The organism is Desulfoferrobacter suflitae (assembly GCF_022603395.1).
GTDB classification, from domain to species: Bacteria; Desulfobacterota; Syntrophobacteria; order Syntrophobacterales; family Syntrophobacteraceae; genus Desulfoferrobacter; species Desulfoferrobacter suflitae.
Map to the genome: position 1 here is coordinate 375551 of NZ_JAIBKA010000001.1, position 19001 is coordinate 394551.

Annotated in this window: 17 protein-coding genes; 4 read left to right on the plus strand and 13 right to left on the minus strand. The window is 53.0% G+C overall.

Annotation, left to right across the window (positions count from 1 at the left end; translation table 11 throughout):
- Positions 1-14: 14 nt before the first annotated feature.
- From murD to K1V27_RS01805, 8 genes are all read right to left on the minus strand, one after another.
- Entirely contained in the window at positions 15-1424 is a 1410-nt protein-coding gene (murD, locus tag K1V27_RS01770) for a UDP-N-acetylmuramoyl-L-alanine--D-glutamate ligase (protein WP_258927804.1), read from the minus strand.
- The gene (locus tag K1V27_RS01775) at positions 1414-2805 is read right to left on the minus strand and encodes a UDP-N-acetylmuramoyl-tripeptide--D-alanyl-D-alanine ligase (RefSeq protein ID WP_258927805.1); all 1392 of its coding nucleotides are present in this window, start codon (positions 2803-2805) and stop codon (positions 1414-1416) included. The genes murD and K1V27_RS01775 overlap by 11 nt, the downstream gene beginning before the upstream one ends.
- Positions 2786-4363: a UDP-N-acetylmuramoyl-L-alanyl-D-glutamate--2,6-diaminopimelate ligase gene (locus tag K1V27_RS01780; protein ID WP_258927806.1), complete on the minus strand. Its 1578-nt coding sequence runs from the start codon at positions 4361-4363 to the stop codon at positions 2786-2788. The genes K1V27_RS01775 and K1V27_RS01780 overlap by 20 nt, the downstream gene beginning before the upstream one ends.
- Positions 4364-4379: 16 nt before the next feature.
- On the minus strand, positions 4380-6374 hold the full coding sequence (locus tag K1V27_RS01785) for a penicillin-binding protein (protein WP_258927807.1): 1995 nt from the start codon (positions 6372-6374) through the stop codon (positions 4380-4382).
- A 24-nt stretch (positions 6375-6398) separates the two neighbouring features.
- Positions 6399-6665: an FtsB/FtsL family cell division protein gene (locus K1V27_RS01790; protein WP_258927808.1), complete on the minus strand. Its 267-nt coding sequence runs from the start codon at positions 6663-6665 to the stop codon at positions 6399-6401.
- Positions 6658-7620: a 16S rRNA (cytosine(1402)-N(4))-methyltransferase RsmH gene (gene rsmH, locus K1V27_RS01795; protein ID WP_258927809.1), complete on the minus strand. Its 963-nt coding sequence runs from the start codon at positions 7618-7620 to the stop codon at positions 6658-6660. The genes K1V27_RS01790 and rsmH overlap by 8 nt, the downstream gene beginning before the upstream one ends.
- Positions 7621-7626: 6 nt before the next feature.
- Complete coding sequence (gene mraZ / locus K1V27_RS01800; protein WP_258927810.1) at positions 7627-8118, minus strand: division/cell wall cluster transcriptional repressor MraZ; 492 nt, start codon at positions 8116-8118, stop codon at positions 7627-7629.
- Between the two features lie 95 nt (positions 8119-8213).
- On the minus strand, positions 8214-9500 hold the full coding sequence (locus K1V27_RS01805) for an HlyC/CorC family transporter (RefSeq protein ID WP_258927811.1): 1287 nt from the start codon (positions 9498-9500) through the stop codon (positions 8214-8216).
- A 256-nt stretch (positions 9501-9756) separates the two neighbouring features.
- On the opposite strand from K1V27_RS01805, the gene K1V27_RS01810 reads away from it, so the two are divergent.
- Entirely contained in the window at positions 9757-9954 is a 198-nt protein-coding gene (locus tag K1V27_RS01810; protein WP_258927812.1) for a hypothetical protein, read from the plus strand.
- A gap of 195 nt (positions 9955-10149) precedes the next feature.
- Here the strand turns inward: K1V27_RS01810 and acpP are convergent, their stop codons facing one another.
- From acpP to K1V27_RS01825, 3 genes are all read right to left on the minus strand, one after another.
- Complete coding sequence (gene acpP / locus K1V27_RS01815; protein WP_258927813.1) at positions 10150-10392, minus strand: acyl carrier protein; 243 nt, start codon at positions 10390-10392, stop codon at positions 10150-10152.
- 21 nt (positions 10393-10413) lie between these two features.
- Positions 10414-11328: a TetR/AcrR family transcriptional regulator gene (locus K1V27_RS01820; RefSeq protein ID WP_258927814.1), complete on the minus strand. Its 915-nt coding sequence runs from the start codon at positions 11326-11328 to the stop codon at positions 10414-10416.
- Positions 11329-11445: 117 nt separating this feature from the next.
- A complete protein-coding gene (locus K1V27_RS01825) occupies positions 11446-11910 on the minus strand; it encodes an NUDIX hydrolase (protein ID WP_258927815.1) in 465 nt (154 codons plus the stop codon).
- Between the two features lie 601 nt (positions 11911-12511).
- Here K1V27_RS01825 and K1V27_RS01830 point away from each other — a divergent pair.
- Genes K1V27_RS01830 through K1V27_RS01840 form a run of 3 tightly spaced genes read left to right on the plus strand, consistent with a single transcriptional unit; the run spans position 12512 to position 15875 of the window.
- Entirely contained in the window at positions 12512-12988 is a 477-nt protein-coding gene (locus K1V27_RS01830; RefSeq protein ID WP_258927816.1) for a DUF2914 domain-containing protein, read from the plus strand.
- 18 nt (positions 12989-13006) lie between these two features.
- The gene (locus tag K1V27_RS01835; protein ID WP_258927817.1) at positions 13007-14596 is read left to right on the plus strand and encodes a diadenylate cyclase; all 1590 of its coding nucleotides are present in this window, start codon (positions 13007-13009) and stop codon (positions 14594-14596) included.
- 55 nt (positions 14597-14651) lie between these two features.
- Complete coding sequence (locus K1V27_RS01840; RefSeq protein ID WP_258927818.1) at positions 14652-15875, plus strand: adenylate/guanylate cyclase domain-containing protein; 1224 nt, start codon at positions 14652-14654, stop codon at positions 15873-15875.
- Positions 15876-15882: 7 nt separating this feature from the next.
- Here the strand turns inward: K1V27_RS01840 and K1V27_RS01845 are convergent, their stop codons facing one another.
- Together K1V27_RS01845 and malQ are read right to left on the minus strand one after the other, a co-directional pair.
- Positions 15883-17229, minus strand: a complete 1347-nt coding sequence (locus K1V27_RS01845) for a hypothetical protein (RefSeq protein WP_258927819.1) — start codon at positions 17227-17229, stop codon at positions 15883-15885.
- A 270-nt stretch (positions 17230-17499) separates the two neighbouring features.
- A complete protein-coding gene (gene malQ / locus K1V27_RS01850; RefSeq protein WP_258927820.1) occupies positions 17500-18999 on the minus strand; it encodes a 4-alpha-glucanotransferase in 1500 nt (499 codons plus the stop codon).
- Positions 19000-19001: the final 2 nt, after the last annotated feature.

A 19001-nucleotide genomic window follows, 5' to 3' on the forward strand; every position in this document is an offset into this window, starting at 1 on the left:
GGCGGCCTGACCGGCTAACACCCTGGCTCCAAACATCCCTGGCGGGGGGTTCTCTGTTGCTCTGCTGCAAGCAACTGCATGACCAACCGCTTGAAATGATCGCCGCGCTGGGCATAGCTTGTATACTGGTCAAAGGAAGAACAGGCCGGTGAGAGAAGCACCGTATCACCCGGCTCCGCCACTCGCACCGCCTGCGTAAAAGCTTCCGACAAGTCCAAAAAACTCCAGATGGGAATCCACCTCTTGAGCTCCCCATAAAGTCTTGGGGCGGCTTCGCCGTATACCATGGCGCCCTTGCCCCTGGCCTTCAGAGAACGCCCCAACTCTTCATAGGAACCAAGCTTATCTCTTCCGCCCAGCAGCAATAAGACCCCCCGATCAAAACTTTCCAGTGCCTTTAGAACGGCTCCCACATTGGTGGCTTTAGAGTCGTCATAAAAATCAACCCCATGCCAGTTGCCGACCCATTCCAATCTGTGCGGCATGCTGCTGCATTGTTCGATGGATTCCTCCATACTCTTGGGCGAAATCCCCAATACCGCTCCAACGAGGGCCGCAGCCAGAATGTTTTCCTCATTATGCACACCTTTTAGACCGGCCCTTTCAAGATTCAAGGCAAACGGCTCAATACCGGGAATCTTTATCAGGGCTTTGCCGGCACGGACTGCAGCATGGGCAAGCGGATCACTGCGGCTGAAGAACAGAGTACGACTCTGGATTTGGCACATGCGCTGACGGCAGAGTGCATCATCACCATTGACAATGGCGGTGTGCGCGCCGTCCTGGCGTGAAAAAAGCGAGAACTTGGAATCAATGTAAGCGGCAAAATCACTATAGCGATCCAGATGATCTTCAGTGACATTGAGCAGCACCCCAATCTCGGGCCGAAAATGGGATGCACTATCCAGCTGAAAACTACTCACTTCCAGCACCAGCATGTCGGCTTTTTGGTTCGATAGAATCCACTGGCTGAGAGGCGTACCGATGTTCCCGCCGACAAAAACCTTCCTCCCCGCATTCTTGAGAATTTCCCCGATGAGAGACGTGGTCGTTGTTTTGCCGTTGGTACCCGTAACCGCCACGACGGGCACAGCGACCTGGCTCCAGGCCCAATCCAGTTCGCCGGTTATTTCTATGCCTCTCGCCGCAGCCTCTCGCAGGAACGGCAGATCAAGCGGAACACCGGGGCTGACAATAATCTGATCCGCACTCAGAAAATCCTCCTGCCGATGAGAACTCAACCTGAAAGAGCAACCCTGTCGCTCGAGCAAATCCAGCTCGCGCCCAATTTGCTCCCGGGATCTGAGATCCGTTGCGATCACCTCGTGTCCCTGCCGCAGCAGCAATTCACTCACGGACCGGCCGGAAACGCCCAAACCCACAACCAAAACCTTCTTTCGGGATCGGTCTCCTTCAGGCGGCATCCAACAACCCTCGCACAATCCGTTCCATGGTCATTCCTCTCGATCCTTTGACCAGGATCCAACCGTCCTTCACCTTCAAAGCGCGCAACAAATCGATTATTTCCTGGTGGTCCGCAGCGTGGTGACAGGCTTCAACGGCCATGCCGGACTCCCTCGCTCCTCGATTGAGCTCTGCTGCCAGGCCGCCCAGGGTAACAAGCCTATGCACTCGCATGGCGCCAATTTGCCGTCCCACCTCCCAATGCAACCTGGGGCCTTCCGGACCCATTTCGCGCATTTCCCCAAACACAAAAATCACAGGCCGCCCATGAGCGGCTTCCACAACAGCTCGGGCAGCGGCAACCATGGACATTGGGTTGGCGTTGTAGGTATCGTCGATCAGAACCACTCCATCGGGCAGCTGATACATTTCCATGCGTTGCCGGACCGGGCGGTGCCGGGATAAACCCTCGACAATAGTGTCTGCGGACTCTCCCATTCCATAAGCCACTGCAGCCGCGGCCACAGCATTCTGCACCTGATGAGCACCAAGCACTGCAAGACGAACCGGAACAACCTGATTTTCCAGTGCCAGCGCAAAGCTGCTCACCCCCCGGTCAACCTTCACGTTACCCGCAAGCCGCACCTGAGCACTTGAATCGGCAATAGAGTAGGTTACTGTGCGCGCTTTGAGACGCTTGGCAAAGGACCGCAGACGCTGATCATCGAGATTGATGACGGCCAGTTGTTCCTCTGACAGGGAGGTCAACAGCCTGCCCTTTTCTTCCAGAATATGCTCCTGGGACTCGAGGCCCTGCAGATGAGCCGGATGTATGTTAGTCACCAGACCCGCAGTAGGTTTGGTGATTTCCACCAATCGCTGCATTTCTCCAAAAACGTTGATTCCCATTTCGATCACCGCCACCTGGTGCTGAGCTTCCAGGGAAAGCAGGGTCAGCGGCACTCCGACTAAGTTATTAAAATTCCCGGCATTCTTTTGGACATTGTGGTGAACCCCCAGAATAGCCGCAATCATTTCCTTGGTACTGGTTTTGCCGTTGCTCCCGGTGACACCGATCACCGGCATTGAATGCGCTCCCCTGTGGCAGCGGGCCAATTCACCCAGCCCGTAAAGAGTATCAGCGACCCTTATCACGGCTGTCTCCCGGGGAACCTTCGATTCCACGTCGCGGCGGGCGGACAACACTGCGGCAGCCTTTTTGGCAAGGGCCTGGGCAATGAAGTCATGACCGTCATGGGTTTCTCCTTTGAGAGGCACAAAACAGTCGCCGGGTTCAAGCGAACGTGTATCGGTCGAAATCCCGCGAATGACTTCTTCTGGATCCCCCTGCAAGAGCTCTCCGCCTGCGGCCTGAGCAATTTTAGCAACGGTCCAATGCATTTTCCGACTGCTTTCCTTTCGGCGCCGATGCCTTCGCCGGCGAGGCGGTAACATAGTTTCGAACAACCACCCGGTCATCAAAAGGGGCAACCCGTCCTGCGATGATTTGATAGGTTTCATGCCCCTTACCACCGATGAAAACAATGTCTCCGGGAGTTGCCCACGCCAGAGCCAGCTCAATGGCTTTCTTTCTGTCTTCCTCAACGGCATACCCCTTGACACCAGGAGGCGGCCGATGGGGACCGATGCGCTGCATGCCGAGTGCCCGGACACCGGGTTCAATTTCCCCAATGATTGCTGCCGGAACTTCGCTGCGCGGGTTATCACTGGTCAGTATCACCAGGTCGCCAAATCGGGCCGCAACGGCACCCATAAGCGGGCGTTTTCCGCGATCCCGATCACCACCGCAACCGAACACCACCAGAAGCCGGCCTCCCGTCATTTCTTTTAAACATTCCAAGCTCTTTTCCATGGCATCCGGCGTATGTGCATAGTCCACTACCACCTCAAAACCGAATTGCGCCGGAATTGGAACCCTTTGAAGACGACCATCAACCAGCTCGACGGCTTCCACTCCGGCAGAGACAACTTCGGGCGATACCCCTAGAGCAAGGGCGGTGGTCACGGCGGCCAGCATGTTATACACATTGAGCTTGCCAAGGAGAGCAGAGCTAACTTGAACTTTGCCCTGAGGAGCAGCAAATTCCGCCCTTATGCCCTCTGTACTGCACTTGAACCAGTTGGTCCGCACCGTCGCCCCGGGATCGCTTATCGAGTAGCTCCAAACCCGTTTGTTAAGCCCTGCAATCAAGCGGATGCCATGGGGATCATCCCGATTGACAACAGCCACAGCCTCTGCCGCGGCATCGTCCAAATGATTCGTGAACAGCAGCGTCTTGGCCTGGAAGTAATCCTCCATACTCCTATGGTAATCCAGATGATCTTGTGAAAGGTTGGTGAAAACCGCCGCCTTAAAGCGACACCCTTCAATTCTTCCGAGGCTCAAAGCGTGCGAAGAAACCTCCATCACGACACGGCCAACCCCGTCCAGGCTCATGCGCTGAAAAATCCGGTTGAGATCAATGGCATCCGGGGTGGTCATAGGTGCCTTTTCATGCTTATCCGCCCAGCGGTAGGCCAGGGTGCCCAAAACGCCCACCGATCCTCCATCCTGCCGCAGGATACTCTCCAGCAAAAGGCTGGTCGTGGTTTTACCGTTTGTCCCTGTGATGCCGATCAACTGAAGCTTTTCTGCAGGGTGATCATAAAAACCGGCCGCAATTCCAGCCATTGCCTTTCGGCTGTCCGCCACCCGAATATAAGTTTCAGGCAGGCCATTGTTCTTCCAAGAATCAGTTAAGACGGCACTCGCCCCCCGACGTACTGCGTCGGCAACAAACACGCTCCCATCCTGATGAACGCCTCGCACTGCAATGAAAAGATTCCCCGGTTGCACCTGCCTGCTGTCCTGACTCAGACCCGTTATTGGAATCCCCAGATCGCCACGTGTTTCAATGACGTCCACATCCTGCAGCAAGCTCTTTAAGGTCTTACGCATGCGTTTCTCTCTAACACTAATTGCCGTCACTGAGAACCAGCTCAACCACCGTGCCAGAATCGATGGGCGAGCCTTCCGGCGGTTGCTGTTCAACCACCTTGCCGCTGCCGCTGAACTCGGTTTGCACCCCCAGGGAAGCCAGTTCAAAGAGTGCGACCTTGAGGCTCAAACCGATCAGGTTGGGGATCACCTTCAAATCTTTGCTGCTTTCAACGGAAAGGGGAATCCCATTGTGGCCGGATTCCCCACCCTTGGTGTTGTTGACCAAAAGAAGCTCGGGAGATACCCCTCCCGGCTGACCGTCGGACGGTGGAACTCCCAGATAAGGCAAAGCCTTGGCGGCGATATCTCGGAAAACAGGCGCCGCCACCACCCCGCCATAGCTCGCGCCCTGCGGCCCATGAATCACCACCGTCATGACAAGCCGAGGATCATTTGCAGGAACATATCCCGTGAAGATCGAAGTGTACTTATGGGCCGCATAGCGACCGGTTTGCGCATCCACCACCTGTGCCGTTCCAGTTTTGCCGGCAGCTGAGTAGCCCGCCGGTGCCGCCCGGACACCGGTTCCCCCCTCCTCCGTTACCGCCCGCATCATATCACTGATTTGCTCAGCCGTCTTTTTTTGAATGACGCGGCGCGTCGCGGCTCCGGTAAACCGGCGTATCGGTTCCCCTTCAGAATCCACTACATCCTTTGCGATGAGGGGCTGACCATATATACCGCCATTGGCAATGGCCGCGATTCCCATGGTCAGTTGTAGCGTCGTTACGCCGATGGCCTGTCCAAACCCCGTGGCGGCGACGTCCATGGGTTTCCACTTTTCCCACGGCCGCACCAGCCCTTTCACTTCCCCGGGCAGTCCGATCCCGGTTGGGCTGCCGAATCCAAAACCATGAATGTACTTGGCGTACCTTTCTCTTCCCAACCCCAAAGCCAGCTTGCTCGCGGCTATGTTGCTCGAGTATTTGATCACCTCGGGAATAGTCAGCCAAGCATAAGGATGAACATCATTGACCATGTGGTTGGCTACCTTAAATTTACCATTTTCACAGTAGATCTTGTCGGTCAATTTGACGACGTTCTCCTGGAGGGCCGCCGCCATCAAAAAGACCTTAAATGTGGAACCCGGTTCAAATGAATCCGTAATCACACGGTTGCGCCACTTTTCGGCGTCCAGCCGGCCGCCATGGTTAGGGTCAAAAAACGGCCAGTTTGCCATAGCCAGCACTTCAAAAGTGCGCGGGTCCATCACCACAACCTCCCCGGCCTTGGCCTTGTAACGCTGTGCCCCTTCTTCAAGCGCGTTTTCGGTGATGTACTGCAAGTAGGCATCCAACGTGAGACGCAGCCCTGTTCCCTCAACCGGTTCCGGAGGCGGCTTATCCTTGAGCCATAAAGCCCTTTGCAATCCATCACGCAAACACGCCTTGACAATATCACTCCCAGCCAGTAGCGGATCATAAGCCTTTTCGACTCCCTCCAGGCCTTTTCCATCCAATCCGACAAATCCCAAAACCTGGCCGGCTATCTGCCTGAACGGATAAAATCTCCGATATTCGTCTATGGTATAAAGGCCAGGTTGTTTTAGGGCCTCGATCGCAATGGCCTGTTGATCCGTTAAGTGCCGCTTAATCCAATTGAAACGCCGTTTGCTGGAAAGCCTTTTTTCCAGTGAGCTTTGCGGCTCACCCAGGATTGGCGCAAGTCGCTCAGCGGCCTGCCGGGGATCCTTTAACCACTTGCCATCGGCAAAGAGTGAAGGCTGGGGTACCGAAAATGCCATCAAACGACCTCGACTGTCGTAAATGGAGCCGCGGTAGCTTGGCACATCGAGTTTCGCTTCGGCTTGGGCCCTTGATCGCTCGAGCCAGATCGGGTGCTCCACAACCTGCAGGTAAAAGGCTTTGCCGAGAATCAGGAGAAAGCCAGCGACCACCGCAACCCTCAAGAAGGCACAACAAAGCCGATAGCGGATATTCTTGACTTTTTTTACATGCCGCTTCTCCATGACAGCCTCTCGATCGATTTGGTTTTAACGGATGACCAGTTTTTGATCCTGCCTGGGCACATTCAGACCAAATTTTTCGCTTCCCAGTTTTTCAAGATAACCGGGATTGTTGAGTTGCGACCACTCCAGTCGCAGTTTCCGGCGAACCGCCTGGAGCTGTTCGTATTCAGACTGCAAACGTGCCATTCGATAGCCATCCTGCACGTGTTGAATCCGCAGCCAAACATTGAGTGTTGCAAAAAGAATGAATGCGATGCCGAGCACCCCGGCATAGAAAAGCCAGCTACGCATAACTCACCTTTTCCATGGCGCGCAGCCGAGCGCTTCTGGCCCGCGGGTTCATGGCAATCTCTGGTGCCGTCGGTCTGAGCGGTTTCTTAGTGAGCAGGCGCACCAAGGGCCGCCCCTCGCATTGACACTGCAAAAAATCGCGCGGACACCGGCATGCTTTCGCCCAATGCCGGAACCGTTCCTTCACCATGCGATCTTCCAACGAATGGAAGGAAACGATGCACAGTCTTCCTCCCGGTTTCAAAATGTCACACACTCTGGACAAAAAGGTTTCCAATGCATCGAGATCCTGGTTGACAGCCAGGCGCAATGCCTGAAACGTACGGGTGGCGGGGTGAATTCGTCTGGCATCCCTGGTTTTGGGGACCACCCCCTTGATCAGTTGCGCCAGTTCCTCGGTACGCTCAATGGGACTCTGGGCACGGCGCAACACAATGGCTCTTGCGATACGCCGGGCGTGCCTGTCTTCCCCGAGGGCAAAGATGAGGTCCGCCAATTCTTTTTCAGATAAGGAATTGACCAAATCCGCTGCCGTTTTTGCTATGTTCTGGTCCATACGCATGTCCAATGGTCCATCCTGCAGGAAACTAAAACCGCGCTCCGGATCTTCCAGTTGAAAGCTGGATACTCCAAGGTCGATCACTACCCCATCGACCGATTCCAAACCAAAACCCAATTTATTCAAGACAGAAGGAAGGTTGGCAAAACTTGATTTTACAAGAAAAACTCGATGTAGATTCGCGCGCAATCGCCGTCGCACTCGTTCGATCGCTTCGCCATCCCAATCTAAAGCGACCAGTTGTCCATCCGGCTCGATCTCTTGCAGGATCCTCTCGGCGTAGCCGCCTCCCCCGACAGTACCATCGACATATAGGCCCCCCGGTCGGCACGCGAGCAAATCCAGGACCGCCTCGCGCATGACCGGTATATGCTCGTGAGCACGCTGCTCCACCATTTTCGGTCATAGTCCGATGTCGGCTATATGGGTTGCGATCTGTTGGTAATGCTCCGTATCCCATTCCATTTGCTGCTCCCAGGTTTCTTTGTCCCAGATCTCAAAACTGGTGAGCATTCCAGCAATCAGGACCTCCTGATGCAACTTTGCCCGCTCTCTCAATACGGGGGGGATCAGTATCCTGCCTTGCTTATCGAATTCGCACTCAACAGCACTGGAAATGAAGAAACGCATGAACGCGCGCTGCTCTGGTTGAACCTGCGAAAAATTAAGGACTTTGTTCTCTATTTTGTCCCAAATCTCCGGAGGGTATGCCACCAGGCATTTCTCCATTACGGTGATGATTAGGCCATCAGTGTAATGGTTCTGAAGGACGTCACGGAATTTAACCGGAATTCTGAGCCGCCCCTTGGAGTCGAGCCGGTTAATCGACTGCCCTCTGAAGTAAGGCTTGCCCAAAATACCCACTTTTGCCCCCTTGCCTCCACTTTTTACCACTAAGGAGCACTCTAAACAGCTGATTGGGTAATGTCAAATCAAAAAAGGAGCGTTGTGAGAAATTAACAGAAGTTTTTTTGATGAAAAAAAGTCGGTCACCTGGCCGCAACCCTCAGGTCATTTTCCGAAGGAGTTTCGCCGTCCAAAATCCACAGCCTCACCCATGTGATGCTCTTGCCCTTGAGAGCAATTATACTGAAGCGACAACGTTTCAGCGTCACCGTGTCCTCGAGACGGGCAATTCTTCCCAGTTCCTTTATGATCAATCCGGCCACCGTGCGCACGTCACCCTCGGGCAGATCAAGCCGCAGCCGCCGATTGAGATCGCGAACCGGTACACGGCCGCGCACCAAATACGAGCCATCTGCCAGCTCTTCAACTTCGCTGTCCAGCCGGTCATACTCGTCTTCAATTTCACCCACGATTTCTTCTAAAATATCCTCCATGGTCAGCAACCCGACCACATTGCCGTACTCGTCCACCACAAAGCTCAAATGAGAACGTCTCCTTTGGAAAGCCGCAAACTGCTGGCGAACTGAACGCAGTTCCGGAATGAAGTGTGGTTTGCGCATGATCTTCCGCACCGAAAATTTTTCGTCCATCGGTTGCATGAGCAAGTCCCGCACATGGATGAACCCGAGGATATCCGAGGGCCATTGTTCATACACCGGATAGCGGGAAAACTGGGTGCCCTGCACAGCTTCCAGCACTTCGTAATAGGTTGATTCTATGGGAATTGACACCACATCCTGGATGGGCACCATGATATCGCCAACCGTCGTGCGCTCCAGGGTCAGGACGCCCAGCAACATGTCCTGCTTATCCCTCTCCAGCCCCCCTTCATCGCCACTGACCTCAATAAGGCTCTCAATCTCCTCGGCGGTAAAACTCTTGGCCCCTGTCATTTGTTGCAACCCAGCCATTCTGATCAACGTGTTTGATACGATTGAGAGGAGGTGAACGATGGGGTAAAAGATCTTGATGCATGAAAATATAACCGGAGCAATGACCACTGAGATTCTTTCCGAATGGTAGGCGGCTATGGTCTTGGGGGTAATCTCTCCAACCACCAGGAGGGCCAGGGTGATAAAAAAGGTCGCATAAATCACTCCACGCTCTCCCGCCAGTGCTATGGCGGTGGCGGTTCCTAAAGCGGACAGCGCAACGTTCACCAAGTTGTTGCAAAGCAGCAATGTTCCGAGCAACCTCTGCGGTTTTTGCACTATGCCGGAGACCAGCGCAGCACGACGATCTTTTTTGGCCAAGTGACGCATCCTCACTTGGTTGACAGCCATGAGGGCGGTTTCGGATCCGGAGAAAAACGCTGAGATCAACAAGAGCAGAAGCAACACAATGGCATTGAATACCCAATTTTCAATCATTGGCAATCCTTTTGGCGCAATTTGCGCCGTCATCTGAACTCGTTCAAGAGTGCAACTTCACGTTTATCAGGCTCCCAGCGATTCTCCACATTTTATATTGCAGAGATGTTCTGCCATATGTTAAACAAATGAGGTGGTTTTGGAATGCCTCACGGGGTATTTCTACAAGCCACAAAAAGCCTCTGCTTCAACCCTTTATGGCCTTCCTTCCAATGGCAGAGGCTTTTTTTTGCCGAAAGCGTGAAGGGACGAACCAATGCATCCAGATGATGAAAAGATTCTACGTTTGGCCAAAGAAGTCATCATCAAGTTTATTGAACTGGGGAGGATTTCTCCCAACAATTTCGAAGAACACTTCCGGAGTGTTTTCTGGGCGCTGAAAAACACGCTTGTTGACGCCAGAATTGCCGATCTGGAGAGTACCGAGCCCCTGCAAGATTCCCTGGAGGAGTGAACGGGGGTTGGTTCACCGACTTACCCGGGAAAATTGCAGGTTCGCCCGGGTAATTCGGCCGGGGGGGCCGCTCATCGTTCATGTGCCGATAGTGGCGGGCAGACGCCAACCGGTTTAACCGGCTATAGCGGATGACGGGGAATTCCCGCCATCTGCCACGGCAAGGGGGGATCTCCGCAAGGAGATGAATCCGTATCAGGAGCGGACTTTTTCCAGGTAATCAAAAATATCTTTGACGGTTCGAATGTTTTCCGCATCCTCGTCAGGGATTTCCATATCAAAGGCTTCTTCAAGGGCCATCACCAATTCCACGACATCCAGTGAATCGGCGCCCAGATCATCGACCACATTCGCCTCGGGAGTGATGATATCCTTTTCCACTCCCAATTGATTCGCAATAATTTCAATGATCTTGCTTTTCATTTCATTCTTGTCCATGGTATGCCTCCTAGAAATTTTTCAACATTCCCTTTCGACGAATCCGTGAAAGAGCACTTCCAAGACCGTTGGCAATTCGTCCACCAAAGGATAACTGCAATCGTTCACCAACCACTTTTGAATGACGCCGTGCATAAACCCCATGACCCCGTAGAAAACTGTCTGAAAGTCCATGTCCTTGAGCACGCCTTGCTGACTCGCTTCGCGTATCTTGCGCTTGAGCAGAGGGATACGGCGCATGACTTTTTTGACATAGAGTTCCTGAACCTGGTCCGTCAAATCCATTCGCTCCTGCAAAATCAGTCGATAAAGTCGCTTGTTGTGATCGAAGAACTCGAAATAGATGCGGATGTACTTGGTGATCATGGTCAGGACGTCATCCTGGCCATCCAAAACAGCTTGAGCATTGCTTTCCAGGTCTTCCAAACGAGACTTTATCAATTCATGGAAGAGCGCACCCTTGTTGGCAAAATAACGATACAGGGTGCCTTTCCCGACCCCTGCCCGCTCGGCAATATCATCCACGGTGGCAAGATGAAATCCCTTCTCATAAAAAAGGTCCAGGGCCGCATCCAGAATTCTTCCACGGGTGGATTGCTTGCAAGCCGCGCGCGGGCCTTCTTCAGCTTCGCCATCCAACAACAGCTTTTCGAGTGAAACACGGTAAAACTCCTCGGGGTTGATATTGCGCTTCTCCGCCACCTGCTGGAAGCCGGTAATCAGCCTGGAGATATGACATTCGGCTGGTACCATGCCGCGCCGGCATGACTCCCGGACAACCACCAAACAATCCGAAAGTTCTTCCAAGACATCTCTGCCCGAACATTGGCCGAGGTTCCTCTCCACCTGATCAGCGATGGCTTCAGGTTCAAAAGCCTCTTGAATGAGCTTTTTCAATCTGTTGCGTGCAGCGTTTGAGTTCTTTTCTCGAATCACTCGTTATCCTTTCAACCGCCCTGACGGACTGGTCAGTCATAAACCACAGGACTCGAACAAAGTCAAGCATGATTGGCAAGTCCCCCGGGAGATCCGGCAATACCGGAAGGCAGGAATCTAAAGATCGGGATTATAAATGGAATGACGATGTTCGCTGAGACTGGCAAAAGCTTTGCGAATGATTTTTTCGGTACCCCGGGTGAGACGATAGCCTGACAGATCACCAATGCTCACAAAACGACTCTGCTGGGCATCACTTGCCGGCGAAGGTTGTTCAGCAGTATCCGCGTCACACAAAAAGTCGAGAAGGATGTAATGATATTCTATGTTCCCTTCATCATCCATGATCACCCGATCGAGGGCCGCTATGAGGTCAACGACTCTCACCCGAATGCCTACTTCTTCCCATACTTCCCTGCGGACAGCGTCGTGCAGGCTTTCCCCGATTTCAACCAAGCCGCCGGGCAACGACCATTTGCCCAAGGCAGGCTCCCTTCCCCGTTGCACCAGAAGCACGCTGTCATTGCGAAAAATTAGTGCCCCGACCCCCACCATGGGTCGCTGCGGGTACCGCCGATCCATTCTCATCCTCCCAAGGCCGTTTCTGTTTGTCTCAGCGCCTAGCGAATACATTGTTCGTTTGGCATAGAGCAGTGGTCATCGACCCACCTCACAAGAAATGAACCGTGCTAACCCTTAGTGGATTGCCAAGGTGATGTCAAGCGGGCGAAAATGGGAGCGGCAGCATCGTCTACCGGCAGACTCTTTTGGCGCTGCGCCATGAAAATGACTTGACGCACAGGGCGTGCGTGCTATCTTTTGAGAGAACTGGAGGGATTAAATGGAAAAACTGGTTTGGCTCCGCTGATCCCTCCCGAAAAACTGAAGGACTTGAAAGAAAGACCTGCGCATTTTGGCGAAAAAGATCCTGCAGGGTGCATCTCATAATCAGGAAACTCAGGTCGGGATGTGACCTTCACACCTTGTGTTCCTGATGCATCATTCTGGAACCTAGTTTGAGATCGTATCATTCCTTACGGATGATTAAAGATTAGCTGCTTGGGGTGCAGTTTCGGCAACGCTCGAGCGAGGGACAATGCGACATTTTCCCCAGGCATTGCTGACCTCCATGCCAGACGGCCGTTGCTGTTGATCATCACACATTGCAGGCGGGAAATTGCTTATGAGAAACCTCCTTGGAAAGCTGCTCATCATCAATCTAATCGCGCTCGCTGCAGTTATGCCGTTAGCTGCCATTCAAGCCCAGGAAAACGGCAGCGACGTCGAACCTGCCGTTCAGACCGCACCGGCCAAGCCGCAGGAAGAGCCTCAGGAAAAATTGACCCTGACACAGGCGTTCATGTGTGAAAAAGTAGAAAATAATACGCCGTTACACCAGGCAGTGGTTTTTTCCGTTTCTTCGGGACAGGTCTGCTGCTTTACGTCCTTTGATCCGGTGCCACAGCCCACGCTCATCTATCACCGCTGGTACCACCGCGATGAACTCAGCACCCAAATCCGTCTGCGACTCTATCCCCCGTTATGGTCAACCTACAGCCAGATTCAACTGAGGGAAACCGACAAGGGACCGTGGCGGGTTGAAATCAGCGACCAGAATGGCAAACTGTTTGACGTCCTCCGCTTCAGTATCACAGATTAATACAAGAACCGGTAAAACATGAAAGACCTCTTCTCGTTTATCGCGACCATCCGCTGGCAAGATGTAGTGGACATCCTCATCAACAGCTACATTTTGTTCCGCATTTACGTCCTTTTCCAGGGAACCAATGCATTCCGCGTGCTGGTCGGCATCACTTCCCTGTGGATCCTGCAGGAAGTAGCCGCCTCCATGGGACTCATTCTGACCAGTTGGGTCGTCAGGGGCATTACGGCAGCGGCGGCAATCATTATCATCGTCGTTTTCCGCAACGAAATCAGATCCGCATTGCAGGCCAGGAACCTGAAGACGTTCCTCTGGGGTTCTCCCAATCAGGAACAGGCGACACCCGTCGAGATCATTGCTGACAGTGTTTATCAGATGGGAAGAAAGAGAGTCGGCGCCCTCATCGTGATCCCAGGTCGGGAAGATTTCTCGGAAATTGTGCACGGGGGGATCCAGTGGAACGGTACGCTCTCCCAGGAAATGCTCTTGAGCATTTTCTGGCCCAAGAATCCGGTGCATGACGGCGCTATCATCATCCAAAACAACCGCGTTACCGAAGTAGGAGTGCTGCTCCCCCTCTCCCAACGCATGGATCTGCCAACCTTCTACGGCACCCGTCATCGCGCGGCCGCGGGTCTGGCGGAACGATCGGACGCGCTCGTCATCGTAGTTTCTGAAGAACGGGGTCGGGTGACCATTGCCAAAGGCCATACCATCAAAGCGGTTGCCCAACCCGAAGAACTGGTGCAAATTCTTAAAGAACATCTCAATCTGTTTGATCAAACGAAACAACAGAAGAAGCGAGAGCAACTCAGGCTCACAGCGGCCGCGCTGATCTCTCTGATCATCGTTGCGGGCATCTGGTTTGGCTTCACCCGAAGCCGCGACACATTCATCGCCCTCAATGTTCCAATCGAATACGTCAATCGCCCGACGAATTTGGAAATCCTCAATACCTCGATAGATGAAGTGCGCCTCCAGCTCTATGGATCGAGCGCTCTGATCAGATCCTTGCGACCCGGTCAGGTGCAGGTTCGCATTGATCTGGGCAAAGCCGCCGAGGGTCGCAACTCCATTCCAATCACACAGGAAAACATTGTGCTGCCGCCCGGGGTATTTCTGAACAAGGTTGAACCCCCCACAGTGGATGTGATGCTGGACGTTCCCATCACCAAGGAACTACCTGTGCAGGTGGACTGGGCAGGCCATTTGCCGGATAATCTGGTGTTGAAGGAAATGAAAGTTTTACCGGCAGCAGTTCAGGTGGTCGGCGGAAGCAAGATACTGGATAAAGTGGAGACCATCTATACTGCCCCGGTGCGCCTGGATAATCTCACCAAGTCGGGGTCCTTGACCGTTTCCCTGATTTTAACGCCGGCATCTTTGAAGCTCGCGCCCAATTCTTCGGAGCGAGTCACAGACAACTATGTGATAGAGGAACGTCACCCCACTGACAAAAGAGGAAGCCTACATTTGAGGCACCGTTATGCCTGCTTCAAAACAGGAAATTACTCAATCCCGTCGCAAGCGATTGCTTTGGCTGGGTTATCTGGGTTGGATCATCGTACTCTCTTTCGCATTTATCCTCAGGATCCTCGGATATAGCCAGATAACTCTGTTTCACATCGGTGTGCTCTTCACAGCGGCCAGTGCAGCGCATTTGGTCTGCTACATCATGGTGGCGACGGGCCTGGACCGTCGCTTCACTTTCGATCCTCATTTCGTATTCATCCCCAACTGGATCTTCTTTGCACCGATGGTGGCGTACGGCTACTATTGCCTCGGGAATGCCAGAGGTTTGATGCAGGTAGGCTGGTTCATGGGCTTTTTCTTCTGTGCCGGCTATGTGCGTTTTCGCGGAGTCATCCTCACAGCCTGCTGGTACATGCTCCTCTACTTGGCGGTGCTGTTGATTGCTCAATGGCGTGGACAGCCGGTAGACCTGCTGAGAGAAGCGATTCGCAGCGGCATCTTTCTCGCAGTGTGCATATTTTTTGCCTTTCTGCTGGATATGGTCGCCGCTCAAAAGCAATACCTTCAGGCATCCATCAAGACACTGAAGGAAAAAGATCGTATGATCTCACTGCTCAATGAGAAACTGGCCAAGTTTGTCACCACTCCGCTGGTGGAGGAACTGGCACGAGGTGAGGGGGAAGCGGTGTTGAGCCATCAGCGCCGCAAAATAACCGTATTTTTCTCCGACATCCAGGATTTCAGTATCATCACAGACGCCATGGAACCAGAGGAGCTTGCGCAGCTTTTGAACGAATACTTTGCCGAAATGATCCAGCTCGTCTACCACTTTGGCGGGACAGTTGACAAGATTATGGGGGACGGATTGGTAGTGCTGTTCGGTGCGCCGGTGGCCATAGAGCCTCCCGTCGGCGCACTCCGCTGCGTCCGTATGGCAGTCCAGATGCAGGAACGGCTGGTCAGTCTTAACGAGCGGTGGAGAGCAGGAGGATTTGCCCACACCATCAACGTGCGCATGGGGATCAACACTGGCTTGGCGGTAGTGGGCAGTTTTGGATCCGATGATTGGGTCAACTATACGGCGATCGGCGGCCAGATGAATATAGCGGCCCGGCTGCAGCAGATGGCGGAACCGGGCAAAATACTCTTAAGTCATTCAACTTACGCGCTGATAGCGCACAGTGTGAAAACCAAAAGGCTCGGCCAAACCACCCTCAAGGGCCCTCACTACCCCATACAAGTGTATCAATTCGAGGGGTTTACAGAAGAGGAGGAAAAGCCCCGCTCCCTGGCTTGGCATGCTCAGGGCTGCTCCGTCTGTCTGCAGCCGGATGCGCTCGATATCCCTGAAAAAGAATCTTTTCTGCTCATGTTGGAGGAATACCTGGGGAAGCCCACTGAGAATTCTTAATTCAGATTCAACTTGCTTCCATGGAACAACCATTTTTCAGGGAATGGATAATCCTGTTGGCTCGTTCTTCCACTTCGGGAATCATCTCTACGAGGGCCTTGAGAGAACTCAATACTTTCTTGGTCTGTTGCTTGTGCGGAATATCCAGTGCCGGATGGTCCAACAACTTTATTATTTCTTCGAGTTTGACAAGCTTATCTACGCTGAAATCCGTGTAAGCGAGCTGCGACCATTTCAGCCGCAGATCGAGCGGAAGGTGATCCATTTGCAGCGCCAAATTCTGGTCCATCCCGACCCAGATGGCTTTACCCAATCTTGCCAGCAGTCTTTGAATCTCCTCCGTCTCCTGCTTCCAGCTATGACTCTCCAGGAGCAGGCGCTGCCATTTGGGCAGGATCTTGTTGTTCAACCATTTCTCACCCAGCGAGGGCATGAGAGCTAGATTGGCCATTTCCGTTTGTTCGCTGAGGAGCACTTCCCCAATCTTGCCCAGGTTGCCCTTACCGTTCAGGTCTCCCAGATGCAGACTCAGGAGGTCATTGAGGCGGGCTAGGATGGCATTCTTGTTGTCGAGCTCTGGAAAGGCCTTTTCCAGTTGCTTTTCCCACTGCTCTCTAAGAAAGCTGATTTCGGCATTGATGGCGGAAAAGATAAAGCCCAGTTTGATCAGTGTGTTGCGCAATTCATGGGCGAGTACGTTGCAGCTTTGCAGGCGCTGCCTGGCGAGTTCCTTTTGGGCGTCGGACAAGGTTTCACGAATATGCAACGACAGCAGTTCGGTTCCGAGGATTCTGGAGAGCTTCTTGATGATCTTGGTGGAGCGATCGCCGCGGCGGATGGTGTAAGGCAGGAAGTGTATTTTGATGACTGCCACTACCAGATATTCCGTATCCTGCCAGATGGGCTTGCCCTCCCAATCCAAAGGATAATCCGGTTGGGCGCAGTCTCCGTACAGGTAGGGTTTCTTGACCAGCACCGGTTCCATGTGGTGGAAGTCTTCGATTTCACCTTCCAGTTGTTTGCGGACACTGCGAATGTCTTCGTATGGATTGTCCGCCGTCCAACTCTTTTGCTTTTCCACGCACCATCCCATTGCCTCAAGGACATGGCCGGGGTTGTCTTGATACTGTTGCCAGGTCTTGCCGGGAAAATTGTAGTCGGAAGCTTCAGGCAAACCCCACTGGATTTGGTCGGTATCCTCCAGACGAATACCGGAAGTGATGCGCACGGCGGTGACGTCGGGAATAGGACCGATACGATAGATAGTCCCCTTGGTGGCGTGGCTCAAACTCAATAAAATGGTTTCAATCATCTCCTTACAGGTCTTTTCAAGGAGATCATGGCTAATCAGCATTCCAGGCCTCTCAAATAAATGGTCCATCTTCCACAACAGCGACATGTATCTTGAAAATTATGTCGAGTCAACCTGATTTTGTATTCCTCGCCGGTCTCGATACACGCATGATCCGGCTGCTTCTCCGGCGCCTGCCGGCGGGAAATTACAACAACTATTATAACTCATCTAATAATTTGTTTCACATGGAGAATGCGGCCAAGTTTTCTCAGGAGTGGCTATATTCCGGAAAATTCGTGGGCAATTGCTGATAAGTGGGTCAATAAACCGTCAGATGCGGCCGTAGGTACGCGTCATTTCCAAGAGCCTCTGTTCGCATTCCGCCGTCAGCAAGTCCCCTTTGAGTCGCCAACTCCAGTTGCCGTGTACGGCTGCAGGGAGATTCATGCGGGCATTCTCTCCAAGTCCCAATACATCCTGTATGGGAATGATTGCTGTGGCAGCCACGGACATCATAGCCAGTCTCACTAGCTCCCAATGGATGTTTTCTTCATCAACGCTTCTTCCCAGGTACCTGTAAAGACGATCCTTGTCGCTTTCGCTCGCTTCTTTCGCAAACCAGCCCTTCACCGTGTTGTTGTCATGGGTTCCGGTATACACTACACTGTTTTGAGTGTGATTGTGAAGGACGTATGGATTGGTAGCCAGATCGTCGCCGAAGGCAAACAGGAGTAATTTCATGCCGGCAAAACCATAAGCGAGCATGGTTTCTCTCACATCCGGTGTGATCGTGCCAAGGTCTTCGGCTATCACGGGCAGATAGGGAAAACGTCTGAGCAGTGTGTCGAAAAAGTCCCTGGCCGGCACTGCCATCCATTCGCCGTTGACTGCGGTCGATTCTCCAGCGGGCACTTCCCAGTAGCCGACAAAACCTCGAAAGTGATCCAGGCGAATCATGTCGAAAAGGTCCAGATTGTGCTCTATCCGCTTGATCCACCAGTCGTATCGCCGGCTCTGCAGCACATCCCAGTTATACACGGGATTGCCCCACAGCTGTCCGGTTGAACTGAAATAATCAGGAGGCACACCTGCAACAAAATTCGGTCGTTTCTCCTCATTCAGCTTAAAAATTTGCGGGTGAGCCCAAACGTCCGCACTGTCCAAACTCACATAAATCGGTATGTCTCCCATGATTTGAATATTCTTCTCCCGGCAGTATTTCCTTAAAGCCGTCCACTGCCTGGCAAACAGGTACTGAAAAAACTTGGCCGCAACGACTTTCCGGGACAGCTTTCCCTGCCATTCCTGGAGTGCCGGTTCATGGCGGTCTCGCAGTTCCACCGGCCAATCATTCCACCCAGCTCCATGAAAGTTCCTCTTGCAACTGATAAATAGGGCATAATCGTCCAGCCAGTCGGCATTTGCTTCACAAAATCGGTTGAACTCGTAGTCCATTTCCTGGCGACCGGCAAACTTTTCAAACGCCTTCTGGAGCAAGTGATACTTCAATGGATATACTCTATCGAAGTCGACTCGTTCATTGTCAAAAACCGGTTGGCCGGCAACGTCTGAACTATCCAGAAAGCCCTCCTGCACCAGCAGGTCGGGACTGATGAGTAGCGGATTCCCGGCAAACGCCGAGTGGGTGCAATAGGGAGAATTACCGCAGAAACTTGAAGTCGGCTCCAATGGAAGTACCTGCCAGACACTTTGTCCGCTGGCTGCAAGAAAATCGACGAATCGATAGGCTTCCGGGCCAAAGTCTCCAATCCCGTAATGGGAGGGAAGCGACGTGATATGTAGAAGGATTCCACTTCTTCTGGTTTGCATTC